The organism is Pseudomonas sp. NBRC 111124 (assembly GCF_001320245.1).
Classification (GTDB): Bacteria; Pseudomonadota; Gammaproteobacteria; order Pseudomonadales; family Pseudomonadaceae; genus Aquipseudomonas.
Genome location: NZ_BCBA01000020.1, coordinates 26,068 through 44,428 on the forward strand (window position 1 = coordinate 26,068; position 18,361 = coordinate 44,428).

Below are 18,361 nucleotides of genomic sequence, written 5' to 3' on the forward strand. Positions count from 1 at the left end.
TGACATTCAAGGACCTGCATGAACGCCAACACCCAAGCTTCCTGTGACGAGCTGCTGCTGGACAACCAGGTCTGCTTCGCCCTGCACTCCACCTCGTTGCTGATGACCAAGGTCTACAAACCCCTGCTGCAAGCGCTGGGCCTGACCTACCCGCAGTACCTGGCCATGCTCGTGCTGTGGGAGCAGGACGGCCTCACGGTAGGCGAAATCAGCCAGCACCTGCTAACCGACCCTGGCTCCCTCACACCACTGCTCAAGCGCCTGGAAAGCGAAGGCCTGCTGCAGCGCAACCGCAGCCGCGAAGATGAGCGGGTGGTGCTGGTGCAACTGACGGACAAAGGCCGCGCCTTGCAGCAGCAGGCCCGAGAGGTGCCGCATTGCATCCTCAAGGCCAGCGGCCGCAGCCTCGAACGCCTGCAGCAGTTGCAGGCCGACCTGCTCGAGCTGCGCGACAGCCTGCAAAAAAACCTCTGACGGCTACGCTGTGTGATGCCCGTTCGGATGAACGGTGAAGATTTATCTTGCGCGCTAACTAATTGCGCGCTAATTTAAATCCCGTCTTCACATGACGCCACCTGATCACCAGGGGCGCACAGCACATTAACGAGGCTCAAGATGCAAAAGGTCACTCCGCTGTACATCGCAGAAGCCACCTCCACCGGCGGTCGCGACGGCACATCCCGCTCCAGCGACGGCAAGCTGGAAGTCAAGCTGAGCACCCCCAAGGAACTCGGCGGCGCCGGCGGTGACGGTACCAACCCAGAGCAGATGTTCGCGGCCGGCTACTCGGCCTGCTTCATCGGTGCGCTGAAATTCGTCGCCGGCCAGGAAAAGAAAGCCCTGCCAGCCGATGCCTCGATCACCGCCAAGGTCGGCATCGGCCAGATCCCGGGTGGTTTCGGCCTGGATATCGACCTGAACATAAACTTGCCAGGACTGGCCCAGGCCGACGCCGAAGCGCTGGTGGAAAAGGCCCACAAGGTCTGCCCGTATTCCAACGCCACCCGCGGCAATGTGGATGTGCGCCTGCACGTGACCGTTTAAATCATAGGCAGAAAAAAACCCGGCCGAGGCCGGGTTTTTTGCGTTCGCAAGAAGGATTACTTCTTGGAGCGGCCTTTGAAGCTGTTGTCGCGAGTGTCGATGTCGATCCACTCGTCGATCTGGATGAAGTCGGCAACCTGGATCTCGGTACCGTTCTTCAGTTTGGCAGGCTTCATGACCTTGCCCGAGGTGTCGCCGCGAGCAGCGTTCTCGGTGTAGACAACCTGACGGCTGATGGTGGTCGGCAGTTCAACCGATACCAGACGGCCTTCGAAGAACACGGCTTCGCAGACGTCTTCCATGCCTTCTTCGATGTACGGCAGAACGGCGTCGATGTCTTCGGCGTTCAGTTCGTACATGGTGTAGTCGGTGGTGTCCATGAAGGTGTACGAGTCACCGCTGATGAACGACAGGGTCGCTTCTTTGCGATCCAGGATCACGTCATCCAGCTTGTCGTCTGCACCGTAGACGGTTTCAGTCTTGTAGCCGGTCAGCAGGTTTTTCAGCTTGGTTTTCATGATCGCGCTGTTGCGACCCGACTTGGTGAACTCGGCTTTCTGAACCAGCCACGGGTCGTTGTCGATCCGCAGTACGGTACCGGGTTTCAGTTCTTTACCAGTTTTCATTACGAAGTATCCGAATCTGGATGGATTTATAAAAATCGAGGCCGCATATCATAGCCAATTTCGGTAAAACTGTACCAGCGCCTTGGCAAGGTCCGGCCGAGCGGCCTGAGTCGCCGCCCACTGAGCGGCGTGCTGCTGCAGTTCTGCCCAGTGTTTGCGGGCACCTTGCCAGGCCGCATGCATGTCGCGGTCCATGTTCCAGGCGCGCCACAAGGCCATCAGTGCCTCGCTGGCAGCGCCGGACAGGCCTTGACGATAATGGGCGAGGAAGGCTTCGAGCTTTTCCCAGTGCGCATTTTCGTCCTGCACATAGATGTGCCACAACATCGGCCGACCGGCCCACTGGGCGCGCACGAACGAGTCCTCCCCGCGCACCGCGTTGAAATCGCAGCTCCACAGCAGGCGGTCATAATCGTCCTGGCTGACGAACGGCAGGATCTGCACCGTCAAAGTACCGCGCTGGCGCACATCGCCGGCTTGCAGCTGCTGCTCGCCCAGCCAGGCGCTGAGATCGCCGAGAATGCGCCCTTGCGGGACCAGCAGGTGCACCGGGTCGGGATCCTCGACCAGCGCATCGAGCCAACGGCCCAGTTGCCCGTTTTCGTAGGCGAACAACGACATCAACAGTGCACCCGGCTGCACCTGCACGCCAATCCCCTGGAGAAACGCCGCGCGCGCCTCGGCCGATTGCGCGAAGGCCTGCCGCCGCGGCAGCAGGCTGGCCTCACGTAACAGCCCGCCGGTCTTGTCCGTGAACCCGGGAAAGAAAAACACCTTGCGCAGGCCATTGGGCTGGGGCGATGGCAAACCGTGGCAGCCTTCCACCCAGTCCTCGGCGCTCAGGTACTCCAGGTTAAGCCACAGCACCGGCGTCGTACGTGCGCGCATCGCTTCGACGTAAGCTGCCGGCAGCTGGCAGGCAAAGGCACCGATCACCACATCCGCAGGCACCGCGGGCTGCCACTCGGCGGGCCAGGCACGCACATCGACACCCTGCTGCCATTGCTGCGCAGCACTGGCATCGGCACCCGGGCACAGCGGCACGAAGGCGTTCAGGTCGTCCACCCACAGGCGCACCGCCAGGTCGTGCTCGGCCACCAGTTGCCGGGCCAGACGCCAGGTCACACCGATATCGCCATAGTTGTCGACGACGCTGCAGAAAATGTCCCAGGTGGTTTTCATGTGCCCTGCCTCGCCCTGCATAAAAACCGCGAATTCTGCGGATAAAGTGTCGCCGACAAAAGCACCGCGCGGAAAAAAGCCTGATGCCATGCGACAATGGCCCCCTCGCCCGCCCTGCCAGGAGGCCGCCATGCCCCGCCACCGTGAACTGAAGATCACCCTCAAACCGCTGCAACTGATTTTCTGTGTAGCCTTTGGCCTGTGGCTTGGCGCCGTGGCCATCGCCCTGAGCCTGTGGCTGGCCCTGCAGTTTTGGCCAGAACAGGTAGAGCCCGTTGCCCAGGCGGTGGCACCTGTCTACAGCAAGCCGGCACCAGCACCGGCACAGCCGGTGGATGCGCAGAGCGAAATGTTCGAGCACTACAAGGACATCCTGCACAAGCAGGAAATCCAGCAGGCCGCCGAGGCCGCCCAAGGCAACCCGCGTAACCTCAACAGCCCCAAGTGCCAGTTCTGGCTTGCGCAGAACCGCACCGCGCCGACCGAAAAGAGCCAGGCCAACGTGCTGGAGTTCTGTTACTGACCATGGACAAGGCCACCCTGCTCAGCCGCATCGTCACCGCCCTGGAAACCAACATGGAGGTATTACGCCGCGCGGCACAAACCGCCTACGAAGCGGCCACTGCCGAAGAGAACATCGCCGAGAACAAGTACGACACCCTCGGGCTGGAGGCCTCGTACCTGGCCACCGGGCAGGCGCGGCGCACGGCCGAGATACGCCAGGCGCTACTGACTTATCAGCAGCTGCTATTGCGCGAGTATGACCCGGCGCGAGGGGTGCAGGTGAGCAACCTGGTGACTTTGGAGGATGAGGATGGCGAGCAGCGCTTGCTGTTCCTTGGGCCTGAGGCGGCGGGTTTGAAGATTGGCGAGGGGGGTGAGTCGGTGACCGTGATTACCCCCCGCTCGCCGCTTGGGCAGCAATTGGCGGGGAAAAAGGTCGATGATGAGGTGAGCCTTGGGGCTCAGTCCTTCTACATCATTGATGTTGCCTGAACCGGCCTCTTCGCGGGCAGAGGGCAGCGCCGTCCCTGTGGGAGCGGGCGTGCCCGCGAAGAGGCCCGCAAAAGCAACACAGCTCTAGGCCAAAGCATCAAACCGCCCCGCCACCCCCCGCTCGGCAAACTGCTCCACCACAAAGTCAATGAACGCCCGGGTCTTGCCCGGCAACAGCTTGTGCTCGGCGTAATACAGGCTGATATGCCCATCATCCACATACCAGTCCGGCAACACCCGCTGCAGCTGCCCTGCTTCCAGATAAGGCACGGCAAACGGCAAGCTCACCAGGGCAATCCCCAACCCTTGCTGCGCCACCGCACAGGCCGCATCCGAATCGCTCATGGTCATTGCCTGGCGCAATAGCAACGGCTGCTGCTCTTGCCAGCGGCTGGTCAAGGGCCAGGAACGCACCCGCCCGGTCTGCGGCGAGCGGATCAGAATCCCGTCATGGCGCTGCAGCACCTGCGGATCTTCGATAGCAGCATGCCGGCCCAGGTACGCAGGCGCCGCCACCAGCACACGATGCGCCGGGGTCAGCTTACGCGCTACCACCCCCAGCGGCAGCTCGAACCCGCCGCCAATGGCCGCATCGAAGCCCTGGCCGATCAGGTCGACCTGGCGGTTGTCGAAATGCCAGTCCGGGGTGATCGCCGGGTAGCGGCGCAAAAATTCACTCAGCAGCGGCAGCACATACAGGCGGCCGAATACCGTGCCCATGCTCACCCGCAGCAGCCCGGCCGGCTGGCCCTCGGCGCTGGCCAGGTTGGCCACGGCGTACTGGATGGTGCGGAAGCTGTCGCTGACCTCGCCGAGAAAACGCTGCCCCGCCTCAGTCAAGGTCAGCTTGCGCGTACTACGCTGGAACAGCCGTACCCCGAGCCGTGCTTCCAGCTGGGCGACATGCTTGCCCACTGCCGCCGGGGTGATGCTCAGGCGCCGGGCCGCCTCGGCAAAACTGCCCACCTCGGCGCTTCGAATGAAGCACTCAAGGGCGTTGAAAGACTCCATGGCCATGATTACCAACCAAAGGTTTACTCTGCTGATAGTGATTGCCATCTTATCAGCAGGTAATCATCGGTCGATACTGCGCCCATCCAAGGCATTTGGCCTTGCTTCCAGCAGGAGATCAGCATGTCCAAGCAACTTACCCTCGAAGGCAAAGTCGCCTTCGTCCAAGGCGGCTCGCGCGGTATTGGCGCAGCCATCGTGCGGCGCCTGGCCCGCGAAGGTGCACAGGTGGCCTTCACCTACGTCAGCTCTGCCGGCCCTGCCGAAGCGCTGGTTGAAGAGGTCAAGGCCGCCGGTGGCCAGGCCCTGGCCCTGCGCGCCGACAGCGCCGACGCCGCCGCACTGCAACTGGCCATTGACGACGCCGTGAAGGCCTTCGGCCGCCTCGATATCCTGGTCAACAACGCCGGCGTGCTGGCGGTTGCGCCGCTGGCCGAGTTCGACCTGGCGGACTTCGACCGCACCCTCGCGGTCAACGTGCGCAGCGTGTTCGTCGCCAGCCAGGCAGCTGCCCGCTACATGGGCCAAGGCGGGCGCATCATCAACATCGGCAGCACCAATGCCGAGCGTATGCCATTCGCCGGTGGCGCTCCGTATGCCATGAGCAAGTCGGCGCTGGTCGGCCTGACCAAGGGCATGGCCCGTGACCTGGGGCCGCAGGGAATCACCGTGAACAACGTACAGCCGGGGCCGGTGGACACCGACATGAACCCAGCCAGCGGCGAGTTTGCCGAGAGCCTGATCCCGCTGATGGCGATCGGGCGGTATGGGCAGGCGGATGAGATTGCCAGCTTCGTGGCGTACCTTGCCGGGCCTGAGGCGGGTTACATCACCGGTGCCAGCTTGTTGGCCGATGGTGGGTTTGCCGCCTGATAGACTGGGGGCTTCACGCCCCCAGATTGCCATCGAACACGAGAGACACATGAAATCCCCAACCCTCAGCCGAGCGCTGATCTTGCTGATGGCCACCGCCACCGGCCTGGCCGTGGCCAGCAACTACTACGCCCAACCCCTGCTGCACAGCATCGCCCAACAGTTCGGCCTGAGTACCGCCAGCGCCGGCAGCATCGTTATCGCCGCCCAGCTCAGCTACGGCGCCGGCCTGCTGCTGCTGGCACCGCTCGGCGATCTCTTCGAACAGCGTCGGCTGATCGTAGTGATGACAGCCATCTCCACCCTGGGCCTGGTCATCAGCGCCTGTGCCCCGAGCCTTCCCTGGTTGCTGCTCGGCACTGCGCTCACCGGCCTGTTCTCGGTGGTGGCGCAGATCCTCGTGCCGATGGCCGCCACCCTGAGCGAGCCCCATCAGCGCGGCCGAGCAGTAGGCACGTTGATGAGCGGTCTGCTGCTGGGCATCTTGCTGGCGCGCACTGCGGCCGGCTTCATGGCCGAATTGGGCGGCTGGCGCAGCATCTATGTGCTGGCCGCCGCGCTGATGGCGCTCGCGGCGCTGGCGCTGTACCGCAACCTGCCCGAGTACAACAGCCACGCCGGCCTGAAGTACCCGGCGCTGATCGGCTCGGTGTTCCGCCTGTTTCTCGAAGAACCGGTGCTGCGCCTGCGCTCGCTGCTCGGCTTGCTGGCGTTCAGCCTGTTCGCGCTGTTCTGGACGCCGCTGGCCTTCCTGCTGGCGCGCGAGCCCTACCACTACTCCGACGCCGCCATCGGGCTGTTCGGCCTGGCCGGCGCCGCCGGTGCACTGGCGGCCAACTGGGCTGGGCGCCTGGCCGACCGTGGCAAAGGCGCGCTGGGCACCACGGTTGGCCTGGTGGCGCTGCTGTTGTCGTGGGTCCCGCTGGGCTTTGCCGAAAACTCGCTGTTGGCATTGCTGGCGGGCGTGCTGGTGTTGGACCTGGCCGTGCAACTGGTGCACGTGAGCAACCAGAATGCGGTGATCGCCTTGCGGCCTGAAGCACGTACGCGGCTGAATGCCGGCTACATCACCTGTTACTTCATCGGCGGTGCGCTAGGCTCGTTGCTGGGCACACAGCTGTTCCAGCGCCAAGGGTGGATGGGCATCGTGGTGGCAGGCCTGGCGATCGGCACGCTGGCCTTGGTGGTATGGGGCCTGGCGCAGCGCAAAACCGCGGCGCAGCTAGCCTGAAGCCATCATTGAGCGTGACAACCCGCCGCATTACCCTCCGTCGCCTGGTCGTTGACTTGCCTGCCCTGGCGGCGCTCAGTAGGCGCTGGTCAAAGACCTTTCACTGACAGGATGAATCAATGACAAGACTCACGGTGCAATCCGGCGATCTCTTGCAAGGTGAAGGCGAGTTTCGCAATGGATCGCTCACACTCAAGACCCCGCGCAGCCCTTCTCCCGGCGAGCGAATTTCACTGGCCCGCATCGCTGACCTGCGCCTGGCCAGCCTCGAATCAAGCCGCAGCCTGGGTACCGCCCTCGGCTGGGGCGTTGCCGGGGCGCTGGTGGCCGGCCCGGTGGGCCTGTTGGCCGGGCTGTGGCTCGGTGGCAAAGAAGAAGAAGCCACCTTTCTGGCCACCTTCAAGGATGGCCGCAAACTGATGGCCATCACCGACGGCAAGACGTGGTCGAAGATCGACGATACCTGGCGCCAGCATCGCCGGCCGACAACTGTCGACTGAAGACCCGCTGGACTGGGGCCTGATAAGATAGCGCCCCTTTTTCTGCCTGTTCCGGCCCTTTCGCGGGCTTGCCCGCTCCCACAAGTTATGCGCCGTCCTCAAAGGCGGTGCAGTACCTGTGGGAGCGGGCGAGCCCGCGAAAAGGCCTGCGCGGTCTTCGCCCCAAGGACGTCCCTGCATGCCCCTGCTTCGCCCTCACCTGCCCCTGAGCCTGCTCAGCCTGGGCCTGGCCCTGCACAGCCCCCATGGTTTGGCCGAAAACAGCCTGGAACTAGCCCCGGTGCAAGTGTCCGATACCTACGGCGATGAGGGCTACCAGGTGCGCGAGGCCTCGGTCAGCGGCTTCCAGCCCGCCCCGCTGCTCGACACCCCCGCCTCGGTCAGCGTGTTCAGCCAGCAGTTGCTGGAAGACCGCCAGGTCCGCCTGCTCAGCGAAGTCCTGCAAAGCGATGCCTCAGTGGGCGAGAGTTACGCCCCGATCGGCTATTACGAGAATTTCAACGTGCGCGGCTTCGAGCTCAACGCCGCCAGCAGCTATCGCATCAATGGCCAGACCATCGCCGGCGAGCAGAACGTGGCACTGGAGAACAAGCAGCAGGTCGAGCTGCTCAAGGGCCTGTCTGGGTTGCAGAGCGGCGTATCGGAGCCTGGCGGCCTCATCAACTACGTGACCAAGCGCGCCGCCGACGTGCGCAGCGTGACGGTTTCGACCAACGCACAAGGCGAGCGCTACCTGGCCGCCGACCTCGGCGGCTGGTTCGGTAGCGAGCGGCAGTTCGGCCTGCGCGCCAACCTGGCCCACGAGGACATCCGTTCCTACGTCGACCATGCCGATGGCAAACGCGACTTCGCCTCGCTGGCCTTCGACTGGCAGATCAGCCCCGATGCCACTTTGCAGCTGGATGCCGAGTACCAACACCGTGAGCAGCGCTCAGTGCCGGGCTACCAACTGCTGGGCGGCAACGAACTGCCCCACGGCATCGACCCGAGCGACCGCCTGGCCTACCAGCACTGGGCCAAACCGGTGCAGAACGATTCGCTGAACCTCGGCGGGCGCTTCGAGTACCGCTTCAGCGAAGCCTGGTCCGGCACCCTGAGCGCGTCGCGCAGCAAAGTGGTGATCGATGACTACAGCGCGTTCGCCTGGGGCAGCGAGGGCGGCTGGCAGTCGCATTTCAGCCCCGAAGGCGACTACGACATCTACGACTTCCGCAGCCCCGACGATACCCGCCGCACCGATGAGGCCCAGGCCATGCTCAATGGCCACTTCGACGCGCTGGGTGTGCAGCACGACCTGACCGTGGGCGGTAGCGCTCAACGCCGCACGCTCGATCAACGCCCCTATTACAACGAGCTGGTCGGCAGCGGCAACATCTATACCGGCGCGCCTGGCGTGGCGCCGTCGGACAAGCCCGTCGGTGCCAGTGAAAAGCGCCTGGACAGCCGCCAGTACGGCCTGTTCTTCAGCGATCGCATCAGCTTCAACGAGCAATGGCAGACCATACTTGGCGCCCGCGAAGTGCGGCTGGACGAAAAAACCTGGGACGAGAACGGCGTGGCCGGGCGCCATACCCGGCAATACCAGCTGCTGCCCAATGCCGCGCTGATCTACAAGCCACGCCCCGATACGACTGTGTATGCCAGCTACGCCAAGGGGTTGTCGGCTGGCGGCACAGCACCCTGGTACGCCAGTAACGCAGCGGAGATCCTCGCCCCCACCCTTTCGCACCAGCTGGAGCTGGGCATCAAGCGCGACTGGCAAGGCATGAGCTTCAGCGCCGCGCTGTTCCAGATCCGACAGGCGTACCAGTACGCACGCCCGGAAGGCGACGGCAGTTTTACGTATGTGCAGCAGGGCCAGCAGAAGAACATCGGCCTGGAATTGGGGGCCAGCGGCTGGGCAACCTCGAACCTGCAACTTCAGGCCAGCGCCGCCGCGATTCGCGCCCGGGTGCAGGGAAGCGGCACCGGTGCCTATGAAGGCCACCAGGCAATCAACGTGCCGCGGCTGCGCGCCGCCCTTCAGGCCGAGTACAGCCTGCCCGTGCCGGGCCTGGCATTGCTTGGCGGGGCGCGCTACAGCGTCAGCAAGTATGCGAGCCAGGCGGGGAATGTGGAGGTGGGTGGGTATACCGTGTTCGATCTTGGCAGCCGCTACCGCACGCGTATCGGTGGCTACGACACGACGCTGCGGCTGACCGTGGACAACGTCTTCGACAAGCGTTACTGGCGCGATGTGGGGGATTACCTGGGGGACAACTACCTGTTCCAGGGCGCACCGCGGACAGCGCGGTTGTCGGCATCGGTTAACTTCTGATAATGCCGGGGCTGCTCTGCAGCCCTTTCCGACCGGTCCGGCGCCCCGGCAAGGCCGCACCCGCAAGGCCCCAGAATGCAAAAGCCCCCGAACTTTTCAGTTCGGGGGCTTTTGCGAATGTGGCGGTGAAGAAGGGATTTGAACCCTTGATACGATTTCTCGTATACACACTTTCCAGGCGTGCTCCTTCGACCACTCGGACACTTCACCGTTTTCTCTTCAAGGCTTTCACCCCGTCGAGGCGCGCTAATTTAGTAGAAGCGCTTTTCTTTGGCAAGCATTTTTTTCAAATTTTTCATGCATTTAAGCCAACCCACTGAAAAACCGAGGTCGCCAGGGCAATGCTGCCAATCTCGCCTGCGCTTTTACCCGCTGCAAACCCCCTGCCCTCGCCGTGCAAGGCATCGCGGCCCGACGCTGACTGGCCGGTCAGTCTTGCTCCTTTACCTGGCCCGCCGTGCTGGGTAACGTCATCGCCACGTCACCCTAAGGATTGCGCCATGAGCGAGCTGATTACCTACCACGCCGAAGACGGCATCGCCACCCTGACCCTGAACAACGGCAAGGTCAACGCCATCTCGCCGGATGTCATCGCGGCCTTCAATGCCGCCCTCGACCGCGCCACACAGGAGCGTGCCGTGGTGATCATCACCGGCCAGCCGGGCATCCTCTCCGGCGGTTACGACCTCAAGGTGATGACCTCCGGCCCTAAAGAAGCCGTCGCCCTGGTCACCGCCGGCTCCACCCTGGCCCGCCGCCTGCTGTCGCACCCGTTCCCGGTGATCGTCGCCTGCCCCGGCCATGCCGTGGCCAAGGGCGCGTTCCTGCTGTTATCGGCGGATTACCGCATCGGCGTTGAAGGCCCGTACAAGATCGGCCTGAACGAAGTGCAGATCGGCATGACCATGCACCACGCCGGCATCGAACTGGCCCGCGACCGCCTGCGTCGCTCGGCCTTCCACCGCTCGGTGATCAATGCCGAAATGTTCGAGCCCAAGGATGCACTGGATGCTGGTTTCCTCGACAAGGTCGTGCCGGCCGAGCAGTTGCTTGAGGTGGCCAAGGGTGTTGCCGGGGAGCTGAAAAAGCTGAATATGCTCGCCCACAAGAACACCAAACTGAAGGTACGCAAGGAGCTGCTGGAAACACTGGACGAGGCCATTCTGCTCGACCAGGGCCACATGGGCTGATAACACCGGCTCACACCAAGGTTTGCTCCGGCCAGTGCACAGCCGTACACTGCGCCGCGACTGTCTGGTGTGAGCCATACCATGCTTTACTCGCTTCGCATGCTCCTGCTGGCGCTGCACTTCCTGATAGTGGGTGCCGTTGGCCTGCTGATCGGCCTGCTGCGCCCCTTCAACCGCGACAATAGCCGCCTCTTCGCCCGCCTCTACAGCCTGCCGGCCACCTGGCTGATGCGCATCAAGGTCAAGGCCGAAGTCGGCCCGCTGTGGGACCAGCCGCCTGGCTGCGTGATCGTCGCCAATCACCAGTCCAACTTCGACCTGTTCATTCTCGGCCATGTGGTGCCGCAACGCACCGTCGCCATCGGCAAGAAAAGCCTCGGCTGGATTCCACTGTTCGGCCAGCTGTTCTGGCTCGGTGGCAATGTGCTGATCGACCGCAAAAACGCCTACCAGGCGCGCAAGGCCATGCAGACCACCACACGCATCCTGCAGGACGACACCTCGATCTGGATCTTCCCCGAAGGCACGCGCAACCCTGAAGATCAGTTGCTGGCGTTCAAGAAAGGTGCGTTCCACATGGCCATCGACGCCGGTGTCCCCATCGTGCCGGTGTGCGTCAGCCGCTATGCCCGGCGCCTGAGCCTGAACAGCTGGCGGCGGCGTACCGTGATCGTGCGCTCGCTGCCACCGATCGCCACCAACGGCCTCGGCCACCAGGACCTGCCGGCGCTGATCGAGCAGTGCCGCACCCAGATGCAGCAGTGCATCGACCGCATGGAAGATGAACTCGCCCACCATTAGGTTGCTCTGCGCGCCACGACGGCCCAAGCTGTTACCCGTGTGCAACCTGAGAAGTGGATAACCATGGGTCGAGTCGTGGCATCGGCGGTGTATGCCGCAGGCAGAAAGGTCACCAACATCAGCATCGACGAAGGCAGCGAGTGGGCGCGCAAGCCGGGGCACTTCGTGTGGATCGGCCTGGAAGAGCCCAATGCCGAAGAGCTGGCCAACCTGCAATGCCAGTTCAACCTGCACGAGCTGGCCATCGAGGATGCACTGGAAAAGCACAGCCGGCCCAAGCTGGAAACCTTCGGTGACGCGCTGTTCATCGTCACCTACTCGCCGGTACGCCATGAGGGCAAGCTGGAGTTCATCGAAACCCACATCTTCGCCGGCAACGGCTACATCATCACCTGCCGCAACGGCCACTCGAAATCCTACGCCCTGGTGCGCCAACGCTGCGAAGCGCGCCCGCTGCTGCTCGAACACGGCGAGGACTTCGTGCTGTATGCCCTGCTCGACTTCGTTACCGAGAACTACCAGCCGGTCAGCGAAGCCATTCATGGCGAGATCGAGGAGCTGGAACAGAGCGTGCTGAGCACGACGCTGCAGGAAGAGGACATCCAGCGCCTGCACAGCTTGCGACGCGACATCCTGCGCCTGCGCCGCTACGTGGCGCCGATGGTGGAAGTGAGCGAGGAACTGCAGCGCCTGAGCTTCCCGTTCATCGACAAGAACATGCGCCCGTACTTCCGCGATGTGCAGATCCACGTCACACGGCAGATGGAAGACCTGGCCGGGATCCGCGACATTGCCAGCCAGACCATCGAGATTGGCATGCTGCTGGAATCGTCACGGCAGAGCATCGTGCAACGCAAGTTCGCCGCCTGGGCGGCGATCCTCGCCTTCCCCACAGCGATTGCCGGGGTTTACGGGATGAACTTCCAGAATATGCCGGAGTTGAGCTGGCACTACGGCTACTTCGCGGTGCTGGGGCTGATCGGCGTGGGCTGTACGGCGTTGTATGCCAGCTTCAAAAAATCTGGCTGGCTTTAGAACGCAGGGGGCGCTTTGCGCCCCTTTCGCGACACAAGGCCGCTCCTGCAGGGGTACGCGATCTGCTGTAGGAGCGGCCTTGTGTCGCCCAGCAATCTGTCACGCAGCGCTGTCGCTGGCCTTGGTCGGCTGCTGAATGAAGCGCATCATCCACTCGCCAACCAGGTCGCCCTGGTGCTCGGTGGCCAGGCTGGCAATGGCCTTGTGGTACACCTCGTCCCCCAGGTACTCCTGACGCGCATCGAGCAGCGCCCGCGAGTAGTCATGAACGAACTCCGGGTGGCCCTGGAAGCACAGCACCTGGTCACGGATGTGGTACGCCGCATTCGGGCAGAAATCGCTGGAGGCAATCACCGTGGCGCCTTCCGGCAGCTCGGTGACCTGGTCCTGGTGGCTGATCAGCAAGGTCAGCTCGGAAACCTCCGGGTCCATCCACGGCGCATGCGCCGCCAACGAGTATCGGTGAACGCCCACGCCCCAGCCCTGGCCAGCGCGCTCGGCCTTGCCACCCAGGGTCAGCGCCAGCAACTGATGACCGAAGCACACGCCCAGCAGCTTCTCGCCACGCTCGTAGAGCTTGAGCAGGTAGGCCTTGAGCGTCTGGATCCAGGGGTCGCTCCCGAACGAATCGGCCTTGCTGCCCGTCACCAGATAGGCATCGAAGCGTTCGCCTTCGGGCGGGTAGTGGCCGTTCATCACGTTGTACACACGAAACTCGGCTGCGATCGGCTGACGCGAGAAAAGCTGCTCGAACATCCTTCCGTAGCCCTGGTACTGCGCGGTCAACTCCGGTCGCAGGACATCGGTTTCAAGGATGCAGATGCGTAACGACATAGGGATAGTCCTGAACGACATGGGTGGGAATCTGGTGTAGAGACTGACGCGAAAGCCACGTACAAGCAAGTAGGCTGCACTGACGAACGGTCACATTTTGTCGGGGAAGCGCCAGTGGATACGCGGCTGTCTAGGCAGAGCGTGCCAGCGCGATAGCCAATGGCCTCATAGCCATTCGATATCGCACAACTGCTACTTAGAACAAAGGGTTCTCGACGATGGATGACGCACACCCTGCGCGTGGTTTATATCCACTTACATGAGACAAGCAGACCCGACAAGGAAGCCACCGGGTATTCAGGAATAACAACAAGAAGGCGGTCCGCCATGTTCAGACAATCGAAACTTCGCCAAGCCGGGCTCATTCTTTTCGCCACGACTTTGCTGCTCATACTTCCCAACCTTACGCGGTTGTTCGGCTGACAGCGCCCATGCTGCGCTTGGGTTAATCTTCTGGCTTTACGGTCGGAGGTTATCCATGCGCCACTGCCTTGCCGCGCTAGCCCTGTTGTTGAGCCTGCCGCTATCGGCGGCGCAGTTGCATCTGGAGCTGGGCGACAGCGCCCGGCAATGGTCCAGCGACGAACTGTTGAAGCACCCTCAGGCGCAAGACATCGACATCGATCAGGACGTTTCCTACAAACGGCCCATGCATTATCGCGCCGTACCTTTGGCAACGCTGCTGCAAGGGGTCAAAGCCGATGACCACCTGCAGGCGGTGGCCATGGACGGATTTGCTGCAGAAATGCCGGCTGGGCCGTTGCTGCAGGAGGGTCCGGCACGGGCCTGGCTGGCCGTCGAGGACCCGGCCAAACCGTGGCCAGCGCTGGGTGACGGCAAGCCGAGCGCCGGGCCGTTCTACCTGGTATGGACCAACCCGCAGGCAAGCAGCATTCGCCCTGAGCAATGGCCCTTCCAAGTCGCCACGATTCGCCGCCTGGCGTCAGTTGAGCAACGTTTTCCGGCGCTGCTACCGGACCCAAAACTGGCGGCCAACGACCCGGTGCGTCAGGGGTTTGCGCTGTTCCAGCAGAACTGCCTGGCCTGCCATCGGCTCAATGGTGCCGGGGACGCCCAATTCGGCCCGGATCTGAACGTGCCACACAACCCGACCGAGTATTTCCGGCCTGAGTATTTACGTATGTATATTCGCGACCCGCAGAGCTTGCGGCAATGGCCTCACTCGCGGATGCCGGGGTTTGCCGAAAGTGTGTTGAGTGAACGGGAGCTTGATGCGCTATTGGCTTATCTGGCGCATATGGCTGGGCGCAGGCCTTGAAATTGGGGGGAGCATCTTCGCGGGCACGCCCGCGAAGAAGGCAACACATTCCCGTTCAGGCAATCAGCCTTTCCTGCTTGACGCCCCACCCTTCGACTTCGCCGCCATAGGGTGAAACGACCTGCTCGAAGGCCTCCTCGAAGTCACCGATCCCACCGTAGGTGGCATACATGACCTTGCTCAGTTCCAGGTGCCACGCGCCATCGTCCAGTTCACGCACCTGAGCATTCAATGATTCGCCACGAAATTGCCCGGCTGCCCGTCGCGCGCCGGCTTCATCTGGAAATACCGCGTAGAACTCGATGGGGTGGATGCGGGTGAAGTCGAAACCGCCAGCTTTCATCTGGCGCAGGACATTACTGCTGATATCGTCGTTCAGGCTGCTCATGAATCGTCCTCCCGAATAATGCGATGGATAGACTTTCCGTGCACTACGCACCTGCCAGCACTGCCGGCAGATCGAGCTGATGCAAGACGCGAATTGAATGGGTGCAGGCCCGCAGAAAAGGCCAGCACCTCCCACCAGCGTAGTGCCTGTGCAGGCACCACGCCAACCCGTGATTCAGGGCGCTTCTTGAATGCTGGTGATGATCACGCCACTCTGCTCCTTGAGCCAGCGTGCAGTAGGGGATGGGGCGCGGTCCTGGAAGTCGTTGAGGTCCAGCTCATCCATGACCGGAAACAGATGCGAACGGATGGCGCGGGCCGCCTCCTCCTCGCTGGGGCAATGTTCACCGTGCAGCAATAACGTGGTCGGCTCGCCTTTCTGGTCGGCAAAGATGACTTCCCACTCTTTCATTGAATTGCCCTCTCATTCAAAGAACACCCGGTGAGTGACGCCTGTAAATGCAGACCTTGGGGGTTGGAATTCGTTCATGCCAGCGCCAGCCACAAAAACAGAAAGGGCCGCTAAGCGGCCCTTTCCGTTTACTGCCTGATGCTTACTTCTTTGGCGTACCGTGGACAACACCGGCGGTATTGTCCAGCAAGCTCTTGGTGGCCGTCTGGATGAAGGCCTCAAGCTGCTGCAGCATCATCGGCTGCTCCGGGCTTTCGATCAGCTCGGCCTTGAACTCGCTGCCCAGCTGGTAGCGGTACATGCGCGGGCTCATGTCCTTGGACTCGATGAGCAGGTGATCGCCCTTGACCATGCCGACGATCTGCTCGCTGCCCGACGGCTTGATCATGCCCATGCCCGGGTCGCCCTCAGGCAGGTTGAGCAGGTCACGGCCCCAGCACTGGTGACGGGTTTCGCCACCCAGGCGGCCCATGATGGTCGGCACGATGTCGACCTGGGTACCCACGGTGTGGCTGACCGCACCGAACTTCTCCTGGATGCCCGGCGCGATCAGCAGCAGCGGCACGTTGAAGCGGCCCAGGTCCAGCTCGGTGACCTGCTGCTGGTTGCCGAAGCCATGGTCGCCGACGATGACGAACAGGGTGTCCTTGAAGTACGGCTCTTTACGCGCCTTCTCGAAGAACTGGCCCAGCGCCCAGTCGGAGTAGCGCATGGCGGTCAGGTGCTCGTCCAGGCGGCCTTGGCCGGTGACCTTCTCGACCGGCAGGTTGGCCGGCAGCGCGTACGGGGTGTGGTTGGACAGGGTCTGCAGCAGCGCGTAGATCGGCTTCTTCTGGTCGTGTTTGGCCAGTTCCTCGTTGCCGCGGTCGAACATGTCCTGGTCGGACACGCCCCAGGTCGGGTCGGAGAACACCGGATTGACGAAGTCGTTACGGCCGATGAAGGTGGTCATGCCCTGGTTGCCGAAGAACCCGGACTGGTTGTCCCAGGCGAAATCGCCGTTGTAGACGTAGACGTCGTCGTAGTCACGGGCACTGAGCAGCGCCGGCAGGCCCGACAGCTTGTGGCCGCCCTCTGGGGTCTGCATCAGGTATTCGAAACCTGGCAGGTTGGGGAAGCAGGCCATGGTGGCGAACATGCCCTGGTGGGTATGGGTGCCGTTGGAGAAGAAGCGGTCGAACAGCAGGCCCTCTTTGGCCAGCTTGTCGAAGTACGGTGTGATGTTGTTCGGGCTGCCCAAGGCGCCTACCGAGTGGCCGGCGAAGCTCTCCATGAGGATAACGACGACGTTCTTGATCGGCAGGGTACGGTCGGCCGGCGGCACGAAGTCACGGCGCACGGCAGCCTCGTCGGCATCGACCAGGGTGTCGTTGGCAGTCAGCAGCTGCTTGCGCACGGTCTCGGTGGCCAGGTCCTGCTTCAGCACCGGCTTCCAGATATTGGCGCGGTCTTCGCCGAAGCGGCTCTTGGCGGCGTCGATCAGGGTCAGGGTGCCGTTCAGGCCCAGCTGGTTGACGAAGTTGGAGTCGGTGGTGAAGGCATCACCCCAGCGCATCGGCGGGCCCTGCCGCAGGGTGCCACGGGCGGCGACCACGGCTACCAAGAGGATCACCATGAACACCGCCACGCGGGCGTACCATGGCGCCACGCGCTGTTCGCCGGTACCGCGGGTCAGGCGGTCGATGCCCTTGAACAGCAGGCTCAGCAGCCAGGTGCCGAAGGCCCAGGCCAGCAGGTAGCGGACCACCGGGAAGCCGTACCAGAGCATGCTCAGCACGGTCTTCGGGTCTTCCTTGATGTACTGGAAGACCAGGCCGTTGAGGCGCTGGTGGAACTCACGGTAGAAGTCCATCTCCATCAGGCCGAGGAACATCACCACGCTCGAAGCGAGGGTCAGCCAGAAGCGGAACAGCCCGCGCCGGGCCATGAGCCAGGGGCTGAGCATCGCCAGCAGCAGAGGAATGCTCAGGTACACCACCACCCGCAGGTCGAAGCGCAAACCGTTGAGGAAGCCTTCGGCGACCGTCGAGTATGGGGTGTCGCCGATCATGTCGCTGTTGTAGACCAGCAGCGCCAGGCGCACCAGGCTGAGCATCAACATGATCACCAGGCCGCTGAGCAGCGTATAGGCCAGGTGCGATTTCAAGGTCGGCGTGAACGCTCGCGCGCCCTGTTGCCTCAAGGCATCCGTGTTAGCCATGAATGGGAAGGTCCTAGGATTGCGGTTTGCGGAGGTGGCGCTGGGGCTGGCCCAACGCAAGCATTATGCGGGAGCGGATTCTGTTTAATCCAATGTGAAAATTTTGTCACGTCACTATTGCTGATTTTGTCTGGGACGCGGCTTTCATATCCGCACATTACCCCGTGGCCCGGCAATCGCCCAGATCACCAGGCCGAGCACCGGCAACAGGGCTATCAGAAGAATCCACAGCACCTTGATCCCGACTTCGCTGCCGCTCTTGATCACATTGAGGATTGCCCAGATGTCCAGGGCGAGGATGATCAGGCCGACCAGGCCATTGAAGGTAGAGCCCATTGCCACGTTCTCCTTGAAAGGCTGTTGCTGAGCATAGTCCTCTATTGGGGTCATAGAAGGGAATCCTTGGCCTGCGACGCTGGTCACTGCATAAACTGCAAGCATTC

At 62.7% G+C, this 18,361-nt stretch carries 20 protein-coding genes and 1 tRNA gene; 12 read left to right on the forward strand and 9 right to left on the reverse strand.

All coding sequences use genetic code 11. The features are described 5' to 3' along the window. Positions 1 to 18 precede the first annotated feature (18 nt). A complete protein-coding gene (locus tag APH28_RS09720) occupies positions 19 to 474 on the forward strand; it encodes a MarR family winged helix-turn-helix transcriptional regulator (RefSeq protein WP_060508817.1) in 456 nt (151 codons plus the stop codon). Positions 475 to 615: 141 nt separating this feature from the next. Next, positions 616 to 1,044 carry an organic hydroperoxide resistance protein gene (locus tag APH28_RS09725; RefSeq protein ID WP_060508819.1) on the forward strand — a complete coding sequence of 143 codons (429 nt, stop codon included), beginning with the start codon at positions 616 to 618 and terminating at the stop codon, positions 1,042 to 1,044. A gap of 56 nt (positions 1,045 to 1,100) precedes the next feature. Here APH28_RS09725 and efp read toward each other — a convergent pair whose 3' ends face one another. Next, on the reverse strand, positions 1,101 to 1,670 hold the full coding sequence (gene efp, locus APH28_RS09730; RefSeq protein WP_060508821.1) for an elongation factor P: 570 nt from the start codon (positions 1,668 to 1,670) through the stop codon (positions 1,101 to 1,103). A gap of 48 nt (positions 1,671 to 1,718) precedes the next feature. Then, complete coding sequence (gene earP / locus APH28_RS09735) at positions 1,719 to 2,852, reverse strand: elongation factor P maturation arginine rhamnosyltransferase EarP (protein WP_060508823.1); 1,134 nt, start codon at positions 2,850 to 2,852, stop codon at positions 1,719 to 1,721. Positions 2,853 to 2,982: 130 nt separating this feature from the next. Here earP and APH28_RS09740 point away from each other — a divergent pair, with 130 nt between their 5' ends. Next, the gene (locus APH28_RS09740) at positions 2,983 to 3,375 is read left to right on the forward strand and encodes a hypothetical protein (RefSeq protein WP_060508825.1); all 393 of its coding nucleotides are present in this window, start codon (positions 2,983 to 2,985) and stop codon (positions 3,373 to 3,375) included. A 2-nt stretch (positions 3,376 to 3,377) separates the two neighbouring features. Next, on the forward strand, positions 3,378 to 3,848 hold the full coding sequence (locus APH28_RS09745; RefSeq protein ID WP_060508827.1) for a GreA/GreB family elongation factor: 471 nt from the start codon (positions 3,378 to 3,380) through the stop codon (positions 3,846 to 3,848). Between the two features lie 84 nt (positions 3,849 to 3,932). Here APH28_RS09745 and APH28_RS09750 read toward each other — a convergent pair whose 3' ends face one another. Continuing rightward, entirely contained in the window at positions 3,933 to 4,865 is a 933-nt protein-coding gene (locus tag APH28_RS09750) for a LysR family transcriptional regulator (RefSeq protein WP_060508828.1), read from the reverse strand. 117 nt (positions 4,866 to 4,982) lie between these two features. Between APH28_RS09750 and APH28_RS09755 the strand changes: the two genes are divergently transcribed. From APH28_RS09755 to APH28_RS09770, 4 genes are all read left to right on the forward strand, one after another. Next, complete coding sequence (locus APH28_RS09755) at positions 4,983 to 5,732, forward strand: 3-oxoacyl-ACP reductase family protein (RefSeq protein ID WP_060508830.1); 750 nt, start codon at positions 4,983 to 4,985, stop codon at positions 5,730 to 5,732. A gap of 49 nt (positions 5,733 to 5,781) precedes the next feature. After that, positions 5,782 to 6,963: an MFS transporter gene (locus tag APH28_RS09760; protein ID WP_060508832.1), complete on the forward strand. Its 1,182-nt coding sequence runs from the start codon at positions 5,782 to 5,784 to the stop codon at positions 6,961 to 6,963. A 119-nt stretch (positions 6,964 to 7,082) separates the two neighbouring features. After that, entirely contained in the window at positions 7,083 to 7,463 is a 381-nt protein-coding gene (locus APH28_RS09765; RefSeq protein WP_060508834.1) for a hypothetical protein, read from the forward strand. A gap of 178 nt (positions 7,464 to 7,641) precedes the next feature. Beyond that, positions 7,642 to 9,780: a TonB-dependent siderophore receptor gene (locus tag APH28_RS09770; protein ID WP_060508837.1), complete on the forward strand. Its 2,139-nt coding sequence runs from the start codon at positions 7,642 to 7,644 to the stop codon at positions 9,778 to 9,780. A gap of 120 nt (positions 9,781 to 9,900) precedes the next feature. Here the strand turns inward: APH28_RS09770 and APH28_RS09775 are convergent. Further along, positions 9,901 to 9,990: transfer RNA gene (locus APH28_RS09775), tRNA-Ser, on the reverse strand. A gap of 290 nt (positions 9,991 to 10,280) precedes the next feature. Here APH28_RS09775 and APH28_RS09780 point away from each other — a divergent pair. From APH28_RS09780 to APH28_RS09790, 3 genes are all read left to right on the forward strand, one after another. Beyond that, positions 10,281 to 10,970 (forward strand): crotonase/enoyl-CoA hydratase family protein, encoded by a 690-nt coding sequence (locus tag APH28_RS09780; RefSeq protein WP_060508839.1) that lies wholly within the window; start codon positions 10,281 to 10,283, stop codon positions 10,968 to 10,970. Between the two features lie 81 nt (positions 10,971 to 11,051). Continuing rightward, positions 11,052 to 11,771 carry a 1-acyl-sn-glycerol-3-phosphate acyltransferase gene (locus APH28_RS09785; RefSeq protein ID WP_060508841.1) on the forward strand — a complete coding sequence of 240 codons (720 nt, stop codon included), beginning with the start codon at positions 11,052 to 11,054 and terminating at the stop codon, positions 11,769 to 11,771. Positions 11,772 to 11,834: 63 nt separating this feature from the next. Further along, positions 11,835 to 12,806, forward strand: coding sequence for a magnesium and cobalt transport protein CorA (locus APH28_RS09790; protein ID WP_060508843.1), 972 nt, complete (start codon positions 11,835 to 11,837; stop codon positions 12,804 to 12,806). Positions 12,807 to 12,905: 99 nt separating this feature from the next. On the opposite strand, the gene APH28_RS09795 is transcribed toward APH28_RS09790, so the two are convergent. Further along, positions 12,906 to 13,640, reverse strand: coding sequence for an amidotransferase (locus tag APH28_RS09795; RefSeq protein WP_060508846.1), 735 nt, complete (start codon positions 13,638 to 13,640; stop codon positions 12,906 to 12,908). Positions 13,641 to 14,118: 478 nt separating this feature from the next. Between APH28_RS09795 and APH28_RS09800 the strand changes: the two genes are divergently transcribed. Then, entirely contained in the window at positions 14,119 to 14,919 is an 801-nt protein-coding gene (locus tag APH28_RS09800; RefSeq protein ID WP_060508848.1) for a cytochrome c, read from the forward strand. A gap of 55 nt (positions 14,920 to 14,974) precedes the next feature. Here APH28_RS09800 and APH28_RS09805 read toward each other — a convergent pair whose 3' ends face one another. The 4 genes from APH28_RS09805 to APH28_RS09820 form a co-directional block, all read right to left on the reverse strand. Beyond that, positions 14,975 to 15,307 (reverse strand): ribonuclease E inhibitor RraB, encoded by a 333-nt coding sequence (locus APH28_RS09805; protein ID WP_060508850.1) that lies wholly within the window; start codon positions 15,305 to 15,307, stop codon positions 14,975 to 14,977. A 174-nt stretch (positions 15,308 to 15,481) separates the two neighbouring features. Continuing rightward, positions 15,482 to 15,718 carry a hypothetical protein gene (locus APH28_RS09810; RefSeq protein WP_060508852.1) on the reverse strand — a complete coding sequence of 79 codons (237 nt, stop codon included), beginning with the start codon at positions 15,716 to 15,718 and terminating at the stop codon, positions 15,482 to 15,484. A gap of 142 nt (positions 15,719 to 15,860) precedes the next feature. After that, entirely contained in the window at positions 15,861 to 17,918 is a 2,058-nt protein-coding gene (locus APH28_RS09815; RefSeq protein ID WP_060508854.1) for an LTA synthase family protein, read from the reverse strand. A gap of 144 nt (positions 17,919 to 18,062) precedes the next feature. Continuing rightward, positions 18,063 to 18,254, reverse strand: a complete 192-nt coding sequence (locus tag APH28_RS09820) for a PLDc N-terminal domain-containing protein (RefSeq protein ID WP_060508856.1) — start codon at positions 18,252 to 18,254, stop codon at positions 18,063 to 18,065. Positions 18,255 to 18,361: the final 107 nt, after the last annotated feature.

What these genes read in the sequence shown, in the direction of transcription:
- APH28_RS09820 (WP_060508856.1), bottom strand. Translation starts at nt 18,254, where the DNA reads ATGGGCTCTACCTTCAATGGCCTGGTCGGCCTGATCATCCTCGCCCTG.
- APH28_RS09805 (WP_060508850.1), bottom strand. Translation starts at nt 15,307, where the DNA reads ATGAGCAGCCTGAACGACGATATCAGCAGTAATGTCCTGCGCCAGATG.
- APH28_RS09795 (WP_060508846.1), bottom strand. Translation starts at nt 13,640, where the DNA reads ATGTCGTTACGCATCTGCATCCTTGAAACCGATGTCCTGCGACCGGAG.
- efp (WP_060508821.1), bottom strand. Translation starts at nt 1,670, where the DNA reads ATGAAAACTGGTAAAGAACTGAAACCCGGTACCGTACTGCGGATCGAC.
- APH28_RS09720 (WP_060508817.1), top strand. Translation starts at nt 19, where the DNA reads ATGAACGCCAACACCCAAGCTTCCTGTGACGAGCTGCTGCTGGACAAC.
- APH28_RS09745 (WP_060508827.1), top strand. Translation starts at nt 3,378, where the DNA reads ATGGACAAGGCCACCCTGCTCAGCCGCATCGTCACCGCCCTGGAAACC.
- APH28_RS09755 (WP_060508830.1), top strand. Translation starts at nt 4,983, where the DNA reads ATGTCCAAGCAACTTACCCTCGAAGGCAAAGTCGCCTTCGTCCAAGGC.
- APH28_RS09740 (WP_060508825.1), top strand. Translation starts at nt 2,983, where the DNA reads ATGCCCCGCCACCGTGAACTGAAGATCACCCTCAAACCGCTGCAACTG.
- earP (WP_060508823.1), bottom strand. Translation starts at nt 2,852, where the DNA reads ATGAAAACCACCTGGGACATTTTCTGCAGCGTCGTCGACAACTATGGC.
- APH28_RS09790 (WP_060508843.1), top strand. Translation starts at nt 11,835, where the DNA reads ATGGGTCGAGTCGTGGCATCGGCGGTGTATGCCGCAGGCAGAAAGGTC.
- APH28_RS09770 (WP_060508837.1), top strand. Translation starts at nt 7,642, where the DNA reads ATGCCCCTGCTTCGCCCTCACCTGCCCCTGAGCCTGCTCAGCCTGGGC.
- APH28_RS09810 (WP_060508852.1), bottom strand. Translation starts at nt 15,718, where the DNA reads ATGAAAGAGTGGGAAGTCATCTTTGCCGACCAGAAAGGCGAGCCGACC.
- APH28_RS09750 (WP_060508828.1), bottom strand. Translation starts at nt 4,865, where the DNA reads ATGGCCATGGAGTCTTTCAACGCCCTTGAGTGCTTCATTCGAAGCGCC.
- APH28_RS09780 (WP_060508839.1), top strand. Translation starts at nt 10,281, where the DNA reads ATGAGCGAGCTGATTACCTACCACGCCGAAGACGGCATCGCCACCCTG.
- APH28_RS09815 (WP_060508854.1), bottom strand. Translation starts at nt 17,918, where the DNA reads ATGGCTAACACGGATGCCTTGAGGCAACAGGGCGCGCGAGCGTTCACG.
- APH28_RS09765 (WP_060508834.1), top strand. Translation starts at nt 7,083, where the DNA reads ATGACAAGACTCACGGTGCAATCCGGCGATCTCTTGCAAGGTGAAGGC.
- APH28_RS09800 (WP_060508848.1), top strand. Translation starts at nt 14,119, where the DNA reads ATGCGCCACTGCCTTGCCGCGCTAGCCCTGTTGTTGAGCCTGCCGCTA.
- APH28_RS09760 (WP_060508832.1), top strand. Translation starts at nt 5,782, where the DNA reads ATGAAATCCCCAACCCTCAGCCGAGCGCTGATCTTGCTGATGGCCACC.
- APH28_RS09725 (WP_060508819.1), top strand. Translation starts at nt 616, where the DNA reads ATGCAAAAGGTCACTCCGCTGTACATCGCAGAAGCCACCTCCACCGGC.
- APH28_RS09785 (WP_060508841.1), top strand. Translation starts at nt 11,052, where the DNA reads ATGCTTTACTCGCTTCGCATGCTCCTGCTGGCGCTGCACTTCCTGATA.